Origin of the sequence: Streptomyces sp. RFCAC02, from assembly GCF_004193175.1 — a bacterium.
In the GTDB taxonomy this organism is placed as follows: Bacteria; Actinomycetota; Actinomycetes; order Streptomycetales; family Streptomycetaceae; genus Streptomyces.
The window spans coordinates 2,007,370-2,022,345 of the sequence record NZ_SAUH01000001.1 but is presented as its reverse complement, the minus strand read 5'-3'; the positions used below and the strand labels follow the sequence as shown (position 1 = coordinate 2,022,345).

Genomic DNA, 14,976 nt, shown 5'->3' with positions numbered 1-14,976 from the left:
GCCGACCTCTCCGTATCTGACCCCGTCTCTTGAGCCAGGGAGGCGGGGTTCAGGCGTCCCCGGGTACTGCTGCCCGGGGTTGTCGGTGAAGCGGCGCAGCGGGTGTATCTCCGGCCCGGCCGGTGGGGTGGGGGTCCCTTGCGTCCGTAAGATCCGTAAGGTCCCCGGACGTACCGGGTGCGCCGGATCCGTCACGCCCGCGGAGGCCCGTCCGTGTCGCCCTTCAGCCGTATCGCCCACCACCCATCGCTCCCCGTCCGCGCATGACCGGCTGGAGTGTCCGTCACATCTCCGCGCAGGACGGGCGGGTCGCCCTGGTCACGGACGCGGCCGGGCCTCTCGGCCGGGCCACCGCCCGGCGGCTCGTCAGGGCCGGTGCCGAGGTCGTGCACGCCGATTCCGACCCGGAGCGCGCCCGCGCCGCCGCCCGTGCGGCCGGCGGGGCCGTCCCCGGCATCCTGGTCCGCGCCGCCTGCCTCGACCCGGCGGACCCCGAGTCGCTCACCGCGTTCGCCGACCACCTGACCGTCGAACTCCCGTCTCTCGACCTCCTCGTCATCCACGCGGACACCTCCTCGGGACAGGGCGCGCTCCTGCCGTACGCCCTGACGGGCCGTCTCCTCCCTCTCCTCCTCGCGGCCCGCGGACCGCGCGTCGTGACCGTGGGCGGACCGGCACCCCGGGAACACTCCCGACCGCGTGGCACACCCCGCCTGGCGCACCTCGCGCCCCTCGTCTTCGCCCGGGAACTCCAGCGCCGCGCGGACGCCGCCGGTGTGCGGCTCACCAGCGTGGCCGTGCGCCCGGGGACGGGTGCCGGACGCCCACCGGGGTCCGGCTCGCGGCTCGCCCGGGTCCTCGCCGACCACGGCATCCCCCGCACGTCCCACCCGCCCGCCGCCTCGGCCGCCCTGCCGTCGCTCTACGCGGCGACGGTCCCCGGCGTGGCACCCGGCGGACTGTACGGGCCGGCCGGCCGCCTTGAGGGCCGCGGCTCCCCGGGACCCCTGACCCCGCCCCGGGCCGCCACCGACCCCGCCCGCGCGCGCGAACTGTGGGAGAGCTGCGAGCGGGTCACCGGCGTCTCCTACGACTGGCCCGCCTGACCCCCCGCGAACGGCCGCCCGCGCACGCCCCTACGGCCCCCGGCGTCCGCCCCGGGGAGCCGGGCGCGGTCGGGTACTGTGTCCCCCGTTCGGTACGGCTTCCGTACCGGCGTTCGTACTTCGTACTTTTCGTTCTCGTGCCGATCCGAGGAGGTGAGACCGCTGTCCCGCACGTCGTCCCGGACGCCCGTCTCCCTCCCGCGCCGCGCGGGCTGATCCGACGGGTGTTCTCCGGTACTCCGGAAGGTTTCCACCCATGCAGGACCCGCACATCATCGCTCTTCTCCGGGCCGCCGGCTGCGTCTTCGCCGAGGACGAGGCCAGGCTGCTCGCCGACGCCGCCCGCAGCCCCGCCGAACTGACGGCGCTCGCCGAACGCCGCGCCACCGGTGTCCCCCTCGAACAGGTCGTGGGGTGGGCCGAGTTCGCCGGCCTGCGGATCACCGTCGAGCCGGGGGTCTTCGTCCCCAGGCGCCGGACCGAGGCCCTGGTCGCCGAGGCCCTGGTCGCCGAGGCCGTCCGCCGCGCACCGGCACGGCCCGTCGTCGTCGACCTGTGCTGCGGCTCCGGCGCGATCGGCGCCGCCCTGGCCGCCGCTCTCGACCCGGCCGAACTGCACGCCGCCGACATCGACCCGGTCGCCGTCCGCTGTGCCCGCCGCAACCTCGCGCCCGCCGGCGGCACCGTCCACCGCGGTGACCTCTTCGACGCCCTGCCCGCCCGCCTGCGCGGCCGCGTCGACATCCTCACGGCCAACGTGCCGTACGTGCCGACGGACGCGGTGCCGCTGCTCCCGCCGGAGGCCCGGGAGCACGAGCCCATCGACGCGCTCGACGGCGGCCCCGACGGTCTCGGCGTCCTGCGCCGCGTGAGCGCGCGGGCCGCGGGGTGGCTGGCGCCCGGCGGCGTCCTGCTGTCCGAGACGGGCGAGCGCCAGGCGGACAGGGCGGCCCGCATCCTCGCCGGTGACGGCCTGGTGCCCCGGATCGTGCACGACGAGGACACCGGGGCCACCGTCGTCACGGGCCGGCGGCCGCGGACCGTCCCGGAACCCCCAGCGCCCCCGGACCGCCCGTCCGCCTGACTCCGCCCGGGTCCGCCGCCGGTCCGGCCAGTACTTCGCGCCCGCGCCGTTCATCGTTTTCGTCCTCTCCCGCCCACCCGGGCACCTGCGTGACAAGGGTGCCGCTCCGACGGGACGTACCCGGCCGCAGCGACACCCTGACACTACACAGAGTGACGAAATTCAGGAAGGGCTTCTACCCTCTGTCACTCTTTCGAGGGGTGGCGGTGCCGGTGACGGCTCCGGTTCCGGTCCCGGATCCGGGTGGGGATCGGGAATCGGGTCCGGCGGCGGCTTCGGGTGGTCCGGTCCGGGACCCGGCGGCACGGGGCCGGGCGGCAGCGGCCCGGGACCCGGCGGGGGAGTCGGCTCCGGCGGCACGGGATCGGGACCCGGACCAGGCCCCGGGGGACCCGGGGGCGCCGGTGTCGGAGGTGTCGGCTCGGGACCCGGCTCCGGCCCGGGCCCCGGCTCCGGCGGTGGTGTCGGTCCCGGCGGCGCGGGCTCCGTCATACGAGTGGCCATCTCCGCCGGGTTCCCGCCGCACTTCCCGCGAAACCGTGCCGCGCGAGCCGCCCGCGTCAACACCGCATATGGACCCGGGCGCCCCGCGTGAACGAGCCGTCATGACGCCGCCGCACGTCTTTCCCCCCGCCCTACGCTGGCGCTCGGCAGGAATGAGGAGAAAGCCCGGAGGCGGGGGAATGGTCGCGGTCGATTTCACCCGTGCGGACGTTGAGGAGAAAGCGGGGCGGAAGCCCTGGGAGACCCGTCGCGCATTCTCGGCGGAAATCCGTCCCGACGACATGGCCGAAACGGCCGTCGCCTACGCCCGCGCCGCCGCCGACACCACCACCGTCACCGGCCTCGCCGAGCACGCCGACCGGGTCGCCACCGGCGCCGGGGCGCTCGACGGCGCCCCGCTGCTCGACGCCGAAGGGCGGATCGACAGCGGCGCGCGCGCACTGCGCGGCCACGGCGACGCCCTCGACGGGGTCGTCTCCCTGCTGGTCCGCGCGATGAACCTGGCACTCGACACCGACGAGGCGGTGGCCGCCGTCATCGACGGCGGGGCCGGCCCCGGCGACGGCCTCGACGCCCGCTGGAGTGCCCACGTCGCAGCCGCCGAGCGCGAATGGGAGGACTGGCAGCGCCGTGTCGCCGAGGCCGGCGCCGGACCGCAGGCCACCGTGGACATCGGCGGCGAGACCTGCGCCCTCGTGCCCGGCGACGGCCGCCCCGCCTACGCCCTGCCCGGCGACCTGCCCGCCCGGATCCGCGCCCGGCACCTCGGCCGCGCGGCCGACGACGCCACCCGCGCCGCCGACGACCTCGACGACCTGATCGACGGCTACCGCGCCCGGCTCGCCGAGTTCGGCACGGAACTCGCGGGCCTCGGATTCGACCTGTCGGCGGCCGGACCGCTCGACCTGTGGATCACTCCGGGAATGGCCGGGTATTCCGCCCGCAGGCTCGCCGAGGAACTCGCCCGGGACGACCCGGACCCGCTCGTGATCGAGCAGTGGACGAGCGGTCTCGAATTCATCGCGGATTCCCTCTACCGGGACGCCCTGAATCCGGCCGATCCGACCCGGCGGCTCCTGCCCGCCGAATTGGACTATCTGCGGCAATTCCTCGGAACGCTCGACACCGGCACACTCGTAGCACTCGGCGAATTCCCCGGATGGAACCGGGCCAAGGTCGACATCGCCAACGCCACCGCCATGCTGCTCGACCCGGGCGTCGGCGGCCTCGACCCGGCACGCGGGGACCGCGCCGTCCCCGCCGCCCTGCGGCCGTTCCTCCGCACCGGACCCGGCGACGACAGCGAGGACAGCGGCCTCTTCACCGAGGAGACGGCCGGCGGCCGGTTCCGCGAGGCCCTGGCACGCTTCAACGCCGTCGCGGACGTCATCGGCCACGCCACCGTCCCGACCGGGACGCGGTTCAGCGAGGACCTGGCCCACGCGGCACTGGCGGTCCACCGGCGCAGCTCGCTCCAGTACGCCACCGGCTACCCCGGGCACGCACTCGCCGACACGGGCAGCAGCGACCTCCTCTCCGCCGCCTCGCTCAACGGCACCGCGTCCGCCGGCCTCCTGCGCGACGACGACTTCCGCACCGCCCTGCTCGCCCAGAGCTGGGAGGACAGCCAGGGCGCCGCCGACCTCATCCGCAGCGGCACCACCATCCCGCCCGACGCGCGGGGAACGGACGCCGAAGCCCCCTATGTCGCGGCCGCCCGCGCCGTCATCGCCCACGCCACCGCCCATCAGGACACGATCCTCGGCCAAGGCCCCGACGCGCTCGCCGCCCAGGGCGCGGCCCACCACACACCGCTCCAGGCCGCCGTCGCCGACGCCGCGCTGATGCGCATGGCCGACGTCGCCGGCTACGGTGACGCCCCGCTCCCCGAGGAGCAGCGCTACGGCGTCTTCTCCCTCATGGCCCGCTCCGACCCGACCGTCAACGAGGCGTTCAAGGCGGGCGTCACCGGCATCCAGTACGCCCTGGCCCACGACTACTACGCCGACGCCCCCGGCGCGCTGAGCCGCACGACCACGTTCGAGACCGTCGGCAACCTCACCCATCTCGTCAACTGGGGCGAGCACGAGGCCATCGAACGCGCGTCGGGCGACAGCGGCAACGCCCTCGCCTCCTCCCTCACCACCTCGTCGATCGGCGGCGCCCTGTGGGCGGCCTCCGTCCCGCCCGGTCCGCAGCAGCTCCCGCTCGGGCTCGCCGCCGCCGGCTGGTCGGCGGCCGTCCCCGTCGTGCCCCACTACAGCCCGCAGGCACCCGCCGCCCACGGCGATTTCGAGCTGACGGAGGGTTTCCTCAACGAGCAGGTCGCCGCCCACACCATCGCCAGGGCCGCCGCCGACGCCCGCCACGGCCCGGACTCCGGCGACCCGGTGGCGGTCGGCCCCCTCGACACCGACCTGTACGCCCGCGCGGGAGCCGTCCCCGACCAGCGGCTGAACGAGGCGGGCGACCGGCTCGGCATCGTCGGCGACTGGCGGACGGCGGGCGTCACCCCCGACCGGTACGTGCCCGACCACGACCCGGCGGACCGGCGCAGCGCACCATGACCCGGCCGGCCGGAACCCCCGGGACTGTCCGCGCGACCCCGGGGTAAGCGCGGTTCGTGGACGCGGTCCAGCGCGCGCGTCCCGCTACGCTTCGGGAGGTGCGCCGGATCATGTCACGCCTCAGCAGGCTCGACCGCCGGGTCTTCGAACGGGTCGCCGCCGCCAACGTGCCCGGCGTGCAGGCCGTCCTGCCCCGCCTCAGCCACGCGGCGGACCACGGCAGGCTGTGGCTCGGCGCTGCCGCCGCCCTCGCCCTGACCGGTGACCGCCGCGCCCGCCGCGCGGCCGTGCGCGGTGTGGCCGCGCTCGGGATCGCGTCGCTGACCACCAACACCGTCATCAAGTACGTGGCGCGCCGCCACCGCCCGCTGATCGACGCCGTGCCGCTGGCCCGCCGGCTCGCCCGGCAGCCGCACACCAGCTCGTTCCCCTCGGGCCACGCGGCGTCGGCCGCGGCGTTCGCCACCGGGGTGGCGCTGGAGTCCCGCCGCCACGCCGCCTTCGTGGCACCGGCCGCCGCCGCCGTGGCCGCCTCCCGCGTCTACGTGGGCGTCCACTACCCGGGCGATGTCGTCGCGGGAACGGTCCTGGGCATCGGCGCGGCGCTCACCACCGGCCGGTTCTGGCCGCGTCGCCCGCCGACCGAGCAGCTCGTCCACCACAGCGCGCCCGCGCCCGCCCTGCCCGAGGGCGAGGGCCTGGTCGTCGTCGTCAACCCGGGGGCCGGCACGGAGGACGCCGAGGTGACGGCCGACCGGCTGCGCGCCCTGCTGCCGAAGGCGGAGGTCGTGCGCCGCGGCCAGGACGACGACCTGGCCGCGCTGCTCGCCGACGCCGCCGGCCGCGCCACCGCGCTCGGCGTCTGCGGCGGCGACGGCACGGTGAACGCCGCCGCCGCGCACGCCGCCGACCACGGTGTGCCCCTCGCGGTCTTCCCCGGCGGGACCCTCAACCACTTCGCCCTCGACAACGGCCTGCACCGGTACGAGGACACCGCCGACGCCGTCCGCGCGGGCCAGGCCGTCTCCGTCGACCTCGCCCGCATCAGGCCCATGGCCGGCGCGGAGGGGCCGACGCGCCACTTCCTCAACACGTTCAGCCTGGGCATCTACCCCGACCTGGTCCGCGCGCGCGAGGCCCTGCAGCGCCGCTCGCCGCTCGGCCGGTTCGGCAAGTGGCCGAGCGCCGCCCTCTCGCTGGCCCGCGTCCTGCGCACGGCCGAGCCGATCGACGTCGAGATCAACGGCCGGCCGCACCGGCTGTGGCTCCTCTTCGCCGGCAACGGCCTGTACTCGCCCGAGGGCTTCGCCCCCTCCCACCGCACGCAGCTCGACGACGGTCTCCTCGACGTCCGCACGGTCTCGGCCGACAAGCCGCTGGCCAGGACCCGGGTCGCGCTGTCCGCCCTTCTGGGGACGCTGGCCCGGTCGCAGGTGTACGCCGCCGCGCGCCTGCCGCGGCTCCGGCTCACCGGCCTCGGCGACGACCGCTGCCTCGCGTACGACGGCGAGGCGGGACCGGCGCCGTCGGCCCTGCTGCTGGACAAGCGGCCCTCCGCCCTCACCGTCTACCGTCCGGCCGCCGACGACACCGACATCGTCCCGGGTCCCTACGCCCCGCTGTGACGACGCGGCGGGCGCGTGGTTGACTCGCCGTCATGCCGCTGCTGCTGATCGACCTCGACAACACCCTGATCGACAGGGACGGCGCGTTCCGCGAGGCCGCCGCCGCGTTCCTCGCCGGGCACGCGCTGCCCGAGGCCGACGTGGCGTGGGTGATGGCGGCGGACGAGGGCGGGTACGCCACCCGCGAGTCCGTCGCCGACGCCCTGCGCGCGCGGTACGGCGGACGCGTCCCCGAAGCGGCCGTCCGCGCCCTCGTCGACGGTGGCGCGGCCGACCGGGTCGTCCTCGCCGACACGGTGCGCGCCGCCCTGACGGACGCCCGTGCGCTCGGCTGGACGTGCGCGGTCGTCACCAACGGCCGGACGCGCCAGCAGGAGACGAAGATCCGCCGCACGGGGCTCGACACGCTGGTGGACGGCTGGGCCGTCTCCGAGGCGGTGGGTCACGCCAAGCCCGCGCCCGCCCTGTTCCACGCCGCCGCCGGCGCCGCCGGGGCGTCCGTCGATCCGGCCACGACCTGGGTCGTCGGGGACTCGGCCCACGCCGACATCGGCGGCGCGCACGCGCTGGGGCTGCGCAGCGTGTGGGTCGCGAACGGCCGGGACTGGCCCGCCGGCCACCCGTTCACCCCGACCCGTACGGCACCCGACGCCGCAGCCGCGATCCGCGGCGCGGTCACCGCGGGGGACGCCCTGCCGGCCTGAACGGGCCGCGGCTCAGGCGGCCTCCTCCGCCGTGTACCGCTCGTGCGGCACGACCATCGGCGTCCCCGTCCGCGGGTCCGGCACGACGTCGCAGGCGAGCCCGAACACCTCGGCCACCAGCTCCGGCGTCATCACCGCGCCCGGCCGCCCCTGCGCGACGACGCGGCCCGCGTTCATCACGATCAGGTGGGACGCGAAGCGCGCCGCCTGGTTCAGGTCGTGCAGGACCGCGACGACCGTCCGCCCCTCGCGGTGCAGCTCCGCGCACAGCTCCAGCAGTTCGTACTGGTGGGCGATGTCGAGGAAGGTCGTCGGCTCGTCGAGCAGCAGCAGCTCCGTCTGCTGCGCCAGCACCATCGCGATCCACGCGCGCTGCCGCTGGCCGCCCGACAGCGCGCCGACGGAGGCGTCGGCCAGCTCCGTCATGTTGGTCCGGGCGAGGGCCTCCCCGATCGCCGTGTCGTCGTCCGGCGACCACTGCCGCAGCAGCGTGTGGTGCGGGTAGCGCCCCCGGCGGACCAGGCCGCGCACGGTGATGCCGTCCGGCGAGACCGGGCTCTGCGGCAGCAGCGCCACATGCCGCGCCGCCTCCTTGCCGCGGTACGCGTGCAGGTCGGAGCCGTGCAGCAGCACCTTCCCCGCCACCGGCTTGACGGCCCGCGCCAGCGCCTTGATCAGGGTGGACTTCCCGCAGCCGTTCGGCCCGATGATCATGGTCAGCTCACCGTGCGGGATGTCCAGGTCCAGGTCGCGGACCACGGGGTCGCCGCCGCCGTACCCGATCGTCAGGCCGCGCGCGCTCAGCCCCTTGCTCACCCGGCTCACAGGCTTCCCCTCTTCCACTCACGCGTCAGCAGCCACCCGAGGTACGCCCCGCCGATGGCCATCGTGTAGATCCCGACGGGCAGGCCGTCGTCGATCGGCAACTGCTGGGCCGCCAGGTCGGCGAGCACCAGCAGCAGGGCGCCGGTCAGCGCGGCCAGCGTCAGGTGCGCGCCCGTGCCCCGGGTGAGGCGGCGCGCGATCTGCGGCGCGGTCAGCGAGATGAACGCGATCGGCCCGGCCACGCTCACCGCCCCCGCCGACAGCACGATCGACAGCACGACCGCCGCGACGCGCGTCCGCTGCGGCTCGGCGCCCAGCGCGTCGGCGATCTCGTCGCCCATCTCGCCGATCTCCATCCGCCGCGCCAGCAGCAGCGCCAGGGGGACGGTGACCAGCAGCACGAGGCCGATCGTCGCGGCGTCCTCCCAGGCCCGGGCGGACAGGCTGCCGTTGACGTACGCCGACAGCACGGCGGCGCGGTCCCGTTCCATCGCGTACACGACGTACTGGGTGAACGCCGTCGCCATCGCGGCGACACCGATGCCGGCCACGACGAGCCGCCCCGGGTTGCGGAACCCCGTGCCGGTCGAGACGTACACCAGCACCATCGCGGCGGCGGCGCCCGCCATCGCGCCCAGCGACACCGGAACCGTGCCCGGCGCCATCAGGGCGACCAGCGCCGCGCCTGCGCCCGCGCCCGACGTGAGGCCGATGACGTCGGGGCTGCCCAGCGGGTTCCGCGTCACCGACTGGAACAGCGCGCCGGACAGGCCGAGTGCCGCGCCCGTCCCCATGCCCGTGACCAGGCGCGGGCCGCGCAGCCGCTCGATCACGAACGCGTCCACGCCGTCCGCGCCGCCCGTGATGGCGCGCGGCAGGTCGGCCAGCGGTATGCCGAGTCGGCCCAGCGACAACGTCGCGGCCGAAGCGGCGACCAGCAGCACGAGGAGCACGGCGCCGGCGACCAGGTGCGCCCGCGCGACCGGCAGTGCCACGGCCCGTCCGACCGTGACCACGCCGCGCCCCTCGCGTCCGCCCGCCGTCATGTCGTCCCCTTCATCCTGCGCACGGCGAACAGCAGCGCCGGCGCCCCCACGAACGCCGTCACCACGCCCACCATCAACTCCTGCGGCCGCAGCAGCACCCGCCCGACCACGTCGGCGAACAGCAGCAGCGTCGGCCCGAGGACCGCCGAGAACACGAGCTGCGCGCGGAAGTCGATCCCGGCCAGCGCCCGCGCGACGTGCGGGACGGCGAGCCCGACGAACGCGATCGGCCCGACCGCCGCCGTCGCCGACGCGCTCAGCAGCGTCGCCGCGACGAGCCCGCCGACGCGCAGCCACACGGGGTTCGCGCCGAGCGAGGTGGCCGACTCGTCGCCGAGCGCGAGCGCGTTGAGCCCCGGCGCCATGACCAGCGCCAGGACGAGACCGGCCACCGCGAACGGGAGGACGGCCCACAGCACGTCGAAGTCCCGCCCGCCGAGGGCGCCCACGACCCAGTACCGGTAGCTGTCGAACACCTTCGGCTTGCTCAGCGTCACGGCCTGGATGTACGCGGAGAGGACGGCCGAGATCACGGCACCGGCCAGTACGAGCCGCACGAGGTTCCCGCCGCCGGACGAGCCGATGACCTGGAGCAGCACCCCGGCCACCAGCGCGCCGGGCAGCGCCCACCACACGGTGGCGGCCTGCCCGGACACGCCGAGGTAGGCCGTCGCCGTCACGACACCGGCCGAGGCGCCCGTGTTGATCCCGAGGAGGCCGGGGTCGGCCAGCGGGTTGCGCGTGATGCCCTGCATCAGCGTCCCGGCGACCGCCAGCGTGACGCCGGCCAGCACGCCGAGCGCGGTGCGCGGGTAGCGGCTCTCGACGACCGTCGTGATGTACGGGTCGGCCTGGCCGCGCACCACGTCGAGCACGTCACCGAGCGGCGTCGACCTGCTGCCGAACATGACGCTCGCCAGCACCGCGACGGCCAGCGCCGCGACGGCGGCCAGCAGCAGGAACGCCCGTCGAGCGGTGCCCGGCGCGCGCCCCTTCGCGGGGGCGGCGACGCGGGCACCGCTCGGCGGGACCTGGGTCGGTGCGGTCGTCATCCGTCGATGGTGGCGACGGCCTCGTCGATGAGCGGCAGGTACCGGTCGATCACCCACGGCACCGTCAGCGGGTTGATGATGGACGAGGCGGTCACGAACGACGTGTCGTCACTCGCCACGATGCCGCCGCGCTCGACGGCCGGGATCGACGCGTACAGCGGCTGCGCCTCGATCTCGCGGCGCGTCTCCTCGTCGGTGTAGAAGGTGAAGACGAGGTCGCTGTCGGCGAGCTTGTCGGCGTTCTCCAGGCCGATGAGCGCCGAGTCGGTGCCCTCGGTCTCCTCGAACGTGTCCACCACCGGGTCGACGGTGAGGCCGAGCGACGACACCATCTTCACGCGCTGCTCGTCCGGCAGGAACACGCCGAGCGTGCCGGGACCCGACGTGTAGATGTACGAGAACGTCACGTCCGCGTACTCGGGCCGCGTCTCGGCGGCGGCCGCCAACTCGTCCTCGACCTCGGTGATCAGCTCCTGGCCGCGCTCCGGCTGGCCGAGGGCCTGGGAGATCAGCTCGATCTGCTGGTCCCAGTCGGTGCTCCACGGCAGGTCGGGGTAGGCCACGGTCGGCGCGATGTCGGACAGGATGTCGTACTGGTCCTGCGTGATGCCGGACCAGGGCGCGAGGATGACGTCCGGCTCCAGTTCGAGGATGGCGTCGATGTCGATGTCCTCGCCGCCGGTGAACTGCGTCGGCAGCTCGTCGCCGGCCTCGGTCACCGCCTCGTGGATCCACGGCAGGTAGCCGGTCTCGTCGCTGCCCCACTCGTAGCTCTCGATGCCGACGGGGGTCGTGCCGAGGGCGATCGCCGTCTCCGCCGAACCCTGCCCGAGCGTCACGACGCGTTCCGGCTTCTCGGTGATCTCGGCCGTGCCGAGCGCGCTCTCGATGCTGACCGGGAACGCCCCGTCCTCCGCGCCCTCGCCGGCCGCGTCCTGCGAGGAGTCGGCGTCCGACGACGTGTCCTCGTCGTCGGACGAGCAGGCGCCGAGGACGAGGGTGAGGGACGCGGCGGCGGCCGTCAGGCCGAACGCGCGTCTCCGGAAGCGGGTGAGGCTGGTGGACATGGGTGTTCCTTCGTGACGGGGATGGGCATGTCGTTCCCGAGTGAGCTTAGGTAAGCCTAAGTTTATCCTACGGATCGGTCGCCGCCCGGGGGGTTCCCGGTGGCGCGGGCGGTCGGCGCGTTCAGTGGGCACGGGCCGCGGATCGCCCCTAGAGTGGCCGGAGTTCGCTCGTCCCCCGTACTGGCACGATGCAACGGAGTCGGCCGCGCATGGCAATCCACATCCCGCCCCAGCTCTCGCCCTTCATCGACCGGGACGGTGAGCGGGCGGACGCCCTGCGGGCCGCCGAGGTGTCCGAGGCGGCCGGCCGCCCGCTGTGCGTCGCGGTGTCGGGGCTCGCCGGGATCGGCAAGACGGCCCTTGCCTTCGAACTGGTCCGGCACGCGCCCCGCGACCGCTTCCCCGGCGGGGTCACCCACCTCGACCTGGACGACCTGCGCCGCGACGGCGTCGTGGAGGTCGCCGACGTCCTGGGCGACGTGATGCGTCAACTCGGCGCCGACCCGCGCGGCTTCGAACCGGGCCTCGCCGGACGCGCCCGCCAGTACCAGGAGCTGACCCGCACCCGCCGCGTCGCCGTCGTCCTGGACAACGCCCGCTGGGACACGGAGGTCGTCCCGCTGCTGCCCGCGTCCGGCGGCAGCCTCCTCGTCGTGACGAGCCACGGCCCGCTCACCGGCCTGCCCGACGGCGACGTCCTGTCCCTCGACCTCGGCCCGCTGGACGACGCACACGCCGCCGAACTCCTCCGCTCCGTCGTGCGGGACCCGCGCCTGGACGATGCGGACGGCGTCGCGGCCGTCGTACGCCTGTGCGCCGGGCTGCCCGCCGCCCTCCACGTCGCCGCCCGCGCGCTGCGCGACCACCGCCGCCGCACGCTGGAACGCCTCGTCCCGCGCCTCACCGTTGAACTCGACGAGAGGGGCCTGCCCATGGTCGAGCGGGTCTGGGACGCCGCCTACGCCTCGCTCGCCCCGGACGCGGCGCTGTTGTACCGGCTCCTCGCCGATCTGCCCGGCGGTTCCTCCGCGGCGGAGGCGGCCGTCGCGCTCCTCGGCCGGGGCGCCGAGGCGGGGGACGACGCGCTGGACGACCTGCGCAACGCGGGGCTCCTCACCGTCGCCGCCGAGGAGCGTTTCCGGCTCCCCGACCTGCTGCGCGCCCACGCCCGCCGCCGGGCGCGGGCGGACGGCGCCGGCGCGGACGCCGAACGGGACGCCGCCGTCACGCGGATCGTCCGCTGGTACCTGCGGCAGGCGCGGGAGGCCGACCGGATCGCGGCGGGCGACCGTCTCACCGTGGGGGAGTCCGTGCCCGAACTGCCCGGCGCGCCGGACGTGGTGTTCGGTGCCGCCGCCCCGGACGGCGCGTCCCGCGCCTATGCCTGGCTGGAGTCGGAGCGGCACGCGCTCCACGCCTGCGTGCGCCTCGCCCACGCGCGGGGCATGGACGGCGAGGTGTGGTCCCTGTGCGAACCCCTGTGGACCCACTTCCTGCACAACCCCCACTACGCCGACGCCGTCGACGCGTTCCGTCTCGGCGTCCTGTCGGCCGCGCGGGCGGGGAACGCGCGGGCACTGGTCCGCATGCGCTGCCAGTTGGCCCGCCCGCTGTGGGAGCAGGACCGCCTGGCGGAGGCCGAGGAGGAACTCGACCACGCGCTCGCCGCGGCCCGTCTCCTCGGGACGGGCCGGAGGACCGGAAACTGGCCGCTTCCGCACTGGAGTTCAGCGGCATGGTGAGCGGGATGCGGGGCGACTGGACGGCGGCAGCGGCGCGTTTCGACGATGCCCGGCGGACGCACGAGGCGATCGGCAACCGCTACGGCGCGCACCTCCAGGCGTACCGGCTCGGTGAAGCGCTCGCTCATCTGGGTGATCTCGACCGGGCCGCCGGGCTGCTGGCCGAGGCCAACGCGTTCATGGCCGGGGACGGCCGTATGCGCCTCGCCGGCCGTACGGCGCTCGCGCTCGGCACGGTCCTGGCGCGCCTGGGGCGCGCGGACGAGGCGCGCGCCCGGTTGGGGGAGGCCCTGTCCGCCGCGGAAGGTCTCGGTTCGGCGCGCGACGCGGCCCGCGTGCACGACGCGCTCGCCGACCTGGCCGACACGGCCGGCACGCCTGCCGAGGCGGCGCACCACCGCGCGGCGGCCGAGGCCCTGCGCGCGCCGGCCGCCGTCCCCGGGGCGCGGTGACGCGCGTCAGTGCGGGAGACCGTTGGCGGCCGCCAGGACGGCGAGGCCCCCGGCGAGGGCGGAGAGTTCGCCGGGCGTCAGTGACGCGGTGAGACCGTCGTCGACGGCGCGGGCCGCGTCGAGGCAGCCGGCCAGCAGTTCCCGTCCGCGGTCGGTGAGTTCGAGGACCTGACGGCGGCGGTCGGCGGGGTCGCGTGTGCGCCGGACCGCGCCCAGCGCCTGCAGATGGTCGGCCAGGGAGACCACGAGGCTCGGGGCGACCCCCATCGTGCGGGCGACATCGAGCTGCGAGGCGGTACCGCCCCGCTGAAGCACGGTCAGCAGCCCGGCGTGCTTGGGCTTGAGGTCCATCGGCGCCAGCGCGGCGGCGAAGCGGTCGGTGGCCACGCTGCCCAGCGTGCCGAGGCGGAACGCGAGGGTCTCCGGGTGTGAATATGCTGCGTGAACGACCGGTCCTCGCCCTGCTGAACGGTGTCGCGGCCGTCGGCTCCCTGGGCTTCGCGCTCGCCGCGCCGGCCGATCCGGGGCTCGTCCTCCCCCTGGGCGACGGCGGGGCCACGGGTACCGACCTGTACGCGCGGGTGTACGCGGCCCGCGCCGTGCCGCTGGGCGCGGCCGTGCTGTACGCCGCCACCCGCCGCACGGCGTGGCATCCGGCCCCGCTGCTCGTCGTCGCCGGGCTGGCACAGGCAGGCGACGCCCTCGTCGGTCTCGGCGCCGGCATACCCGGCATGACGGTGGCCGGCGCGGCCGCCGTCACCGTCCACCTGGTCTCGGCGCGGGCGCTCGGGCGCCGCCCGTCCGTCATGCCGGTCGCGGCGTGAGCGGCCGTCGCCCGGGAAGGGAGGCCGTACGGTGATCCACCGCGCCGGGCACCACGTCAATGACGTTCTCGCCTTCCTGCTGGAACTCACCGCCCTCGCGGTGCTGGCCCGTTGGGGTTCACCCGGGGCGGGCCGCCGCTCGCGCGGATCGCGCTCGGCGTCGGCGCGCCGCTGACGGCCGCCGTGGTCTGGGGCCTGTTCGCCGCGCCGAGGGCCAGGTTCGACGTACCGCTCCCGGCCGTGCTCGCCGTGAAGGCCGCCTTCTTCCTCGCCGCGGTACTGGCCCTGTACGCGATGCGGCACCCGTCGGCCGCGGTGGCCCTGGCCCTCGTTGTCACGGCCAACATCGCCGTCGCCACGGCGGGGCGCTGACCCGGT

The 14,976-nt window shown here is 75.7% G+C and carries 14 protein-coding genes; 9 read left to right on the top strand and 5 right to left on the bottom strand.

From position 1 onward, the window contains the following. The first annotated feature begins 263 nt into the window (after positions 1–263). From EMA09_RS09175 to EMA09_RS09155, 5 genes are all read left to right on the top strand, one after another. The gene (locus EMA09_RS09175) at positions 264–1,106 is read left to right on the top strand and encodes an SDR family NAD(P)-dependent oxidoreductase (protein ID WP_129840574.1); all 843 of its coding nucleotides are present in this window, start codon (positions 264–266) and stop codon (positions 1,104–1,106) included. Positions 1,107–1,362: 256 nt separating this feature from the next. Continuing rightward, positions 1,363–2,190, top strand: coding sequence for a putative protein N(5)-glutamine methyltransferase (locus EMA09_RS09170; RefSeq protein ID WP_129840573.1), 828 nt, complete (start codon positions 1,363–1,365; stop codon positions 2,188–2,190). Between the two features lie 785 nt (positions 2,191–2,975). After that, entirely contained in the window at positions 2,976–5,261 is a 2,286-nt protein-coding gene (locus EMA09_RS09165; RefSeq protein WP_129840572.1) for a hypothetical protein, read from the top strand. Between the two features lie 110 nt (positions 5,262–5,371). Then, positions 5,372–6,886 (top strand): bifunctional phosphatase PAP2/diacylglycerol kinase family protein, encoded by a 1,515-nt coding sequence (locus EMA09_RS09160; protein ID WP_129840571.1) that lies wholly within the window; start codon positions 5,372–5,374, stop codon positions 6,884–6,886. A gap of 32 nt (positions 6,887–6,918) precedes the next feature. Then, complete coding sequence (locus EMA09_RS09155) at positions 6,919–7,590, top strand: HAD family hydrolase (RefSeq protein WP_129840570.1); 672 nt, start codon at positions 6,919–6,921, stop codon at positions 7,588–7,590. Positions 7,591–7,602: 12 nt separating this feature from the next. On the opposite strand, the gene EMA09_RS09150 is transcribed toward EMA09_RS09155, so the two are convergent. From EMA09_RS09150 to EMA09_RS09135, 4 genes are read right to left on the bottom strand one after another with little or no spacing between them, the layout of a single operon-like run. After that, on the bottom strand, positions 7,603–8,415 hold the full coding sequence (locus EMA09_RS09150) for an ABC transporter ATP-binding protein (protein WP_240796319.1): 813 nt from the start codon (positions 8,413–8,415) through the stop codon (positions 7,603–7,605). Beyond that, the gene (locus EMA09_RS09145; RefSeq protein ID WP_129840569.1) at positions 8,412–9,461 is read right to left on the bottom strand and encodes an iron chelate uptake ABC transporter family permease subunit; all 1,050 of its coding nucleotides are present in this window, start codon (positions 9,459–9,461) and stop codon (positions 8,412–8,414) included. Before EMA09_RS09145 ends, EMA09_RS09150 begins: the two co-directional genes overlap by 4 nt. Beyond that, positions 9,458–10,513, bottom strand: a complete 1,056-nt coding sequence (locus EMA09_RS09140; RefSeq protein WP_129840568.1) for an iron chelate uptake ABC transporter family permease subunit — start codon at positions 10,511–10,513, stop codon at positions 9,458–9,460. The genes EMA09_RS09145 and EMA09_RS09140 overlap by 4 nt, the downstream gene beginning before the upstream one ends. Beyond that, positions 10,510–11,580, bottom strand: a complete 1,071-nt coding sequence (locus EMA09_RS09135) for an iron-siderophore ABC transporter substrate-binding protein (RefSeq protein ID WP_129840567.1) — start codon at positions 11,578–11,580, stop codon at positions 10,510–10,512. Before EMA09_RS09135 ends, EMA09_RS09140 begins: the two co-directional genes overlap by 4 nt. Before the next feature lie 209 nt (positions 11,581–11,789). Between EMA09_RS09135 and EMA09_RS09130 the strand changes: the two genes are divergently transcribed. Both EMA09_RS09130 and EMA09_RS28910 read left to right on the top strand, forming a co-directional pair. Next, positions 11,790–13,322, top strand: a complete 1,533-nt coding sequence (locus EMA09_RS09130; protein ID WP_240796318.1) for an NB-ARC domain-containing protein — start codon at positions 11,790–11,792, stop codon at positions 13,320–13,322. Next, complete coding sequence (locus EMA09_RS28910) at positions 13,316–13,774, top strand: hypothetical protein (RefSeq protein WP_240796317.1); 459 nt, start codon at positions 13,316–13,318, stop codon at positions 13,772–13,774. Before EMA09_RS09130 ends, EMA09_RS28910 begins: the two co-directional genes overlap by 7 nt. Before the next feature lie 6 nt (positions 13,775–13,780). Here EMA09_RS28910 and EMA09_RS09125 read toward each other — a convergent pair whose 3' ends face one another. Beyond that, positions 13,781–14,161, bottom strand: a complete 381-nt coding sequence (locus EMA09_RS09125) for a MarR family transcriptional regulator (protein WP_240796316.1) — start codon at positions 14,159–14,161, stop codon at positions 13,781–13,783. Between the two features lie 47 nt (positions 14,162–14,208). On the opposite strand from EMA09_RS09125, the gene EMA09_RS09120 reads away from it, so the two are divergent. Both EMA09_RS09120 and EMA09_RS09115 read left to right on the top strand, forming a co-directional pair. After that, complete coding sequence (locus EMA09_RS09120; RefSeq protein WP_129840566.1) at positions 14,209–14,598, top strand: hypothetical protein; 390 nt, start codon at positions 14,209–14,211, stop codon at positions 14,596–14,598. A gap of 111 nt (positions 14,599–14,709) precedes the next feature. Beyond that, positions 14,710–14,970 (top strand): YrdB family protein, encoded by a 261-nt coding sequence (locus EMA09_RS09115; protein ID WP_240796315.1) that lies wholly within the window; start codon positions 14,710–14,712, stop codon positions 14,968–14,970. Positions 14,971–14,976: the final 6 nt, after the last annotated feature.

Coding starts and splice junctions, on each gene's coding strand:
- EMA09_RS09175 (WP_129840574.1), top strand. CDS start 264: ATGACCGGCTGGAGTGTCCGTCACATCTCCGCGCAGGACGGGCGGGTC.
- EMA09_RS09170 (WP_129840573.1), top strand. CDS start 1,363: ATGCAGGACCCGCACATCATCGCTCTTCTCCGGGCCGCCGGCTGCGTC.
- EMA09_RS09165 (WP_129840572.1), top strand. CDS start 2,976: ATGGCCGAAACGGCCGTCGCCTACGCCCGCGCCGCCGCCGACACCACC.
- EMA09_RS09160 (WP_129840571.1), top strand. CDS start 5,372: ATGTCACGCCTCAGCAGGCTCGACCGCCGGGTCTTCGAACGGGTCGCC.
- EMA09_RS09155 (WP_129840570.1), top strand. CDS start 6,919: ATGCCGCTGCTGCTGATCGACCTCGACAACACCCTGATCGACAGGGAC.
- EMA09_RS09145 (WP_129840569.1), bottom strand. CDS start 9,461: ATGACGGCGGGCGGACGCGAGGGGCGCGGCGTGGTCACGGTCGGACGG.
- EMA09_RS09140 (WP_129840568.1), bottom strand. CDS start 10,513: ATGACGACCGCACCGACCCAGGTCCCGCCGAGCGGTGCCCGCGTCGCC.
- EMA09_RS09135 (WP_129840567.1), bottom strand. CDS start 11,580: ATGTCCACCAGCCTCACCCGCTTCCGGAGACGCGCGTTCGGCCTGACG.
- EMA09_RS09130 (WP_240796318.1), top strand. CDS start 11,790: ATGGCAATCCACATCCCGCCCCAGCTCTCGCCCTTCATCGACCGGGAC.
- EMA09_RS28910 (WP_240796317.1), top strand. CDS start 13,316: ATGGTGAGCGGGATGCGGGGCGACTGGACGGCGGCAGCGGCGCGTTTC.
- EMA09_RS09120 (WP_129840566.1), top strand. CDS start 14,209: ATGCTGCGTGAACGACCGGTCCTCGCCCTGCTGAACGGTGTCGCGGCC.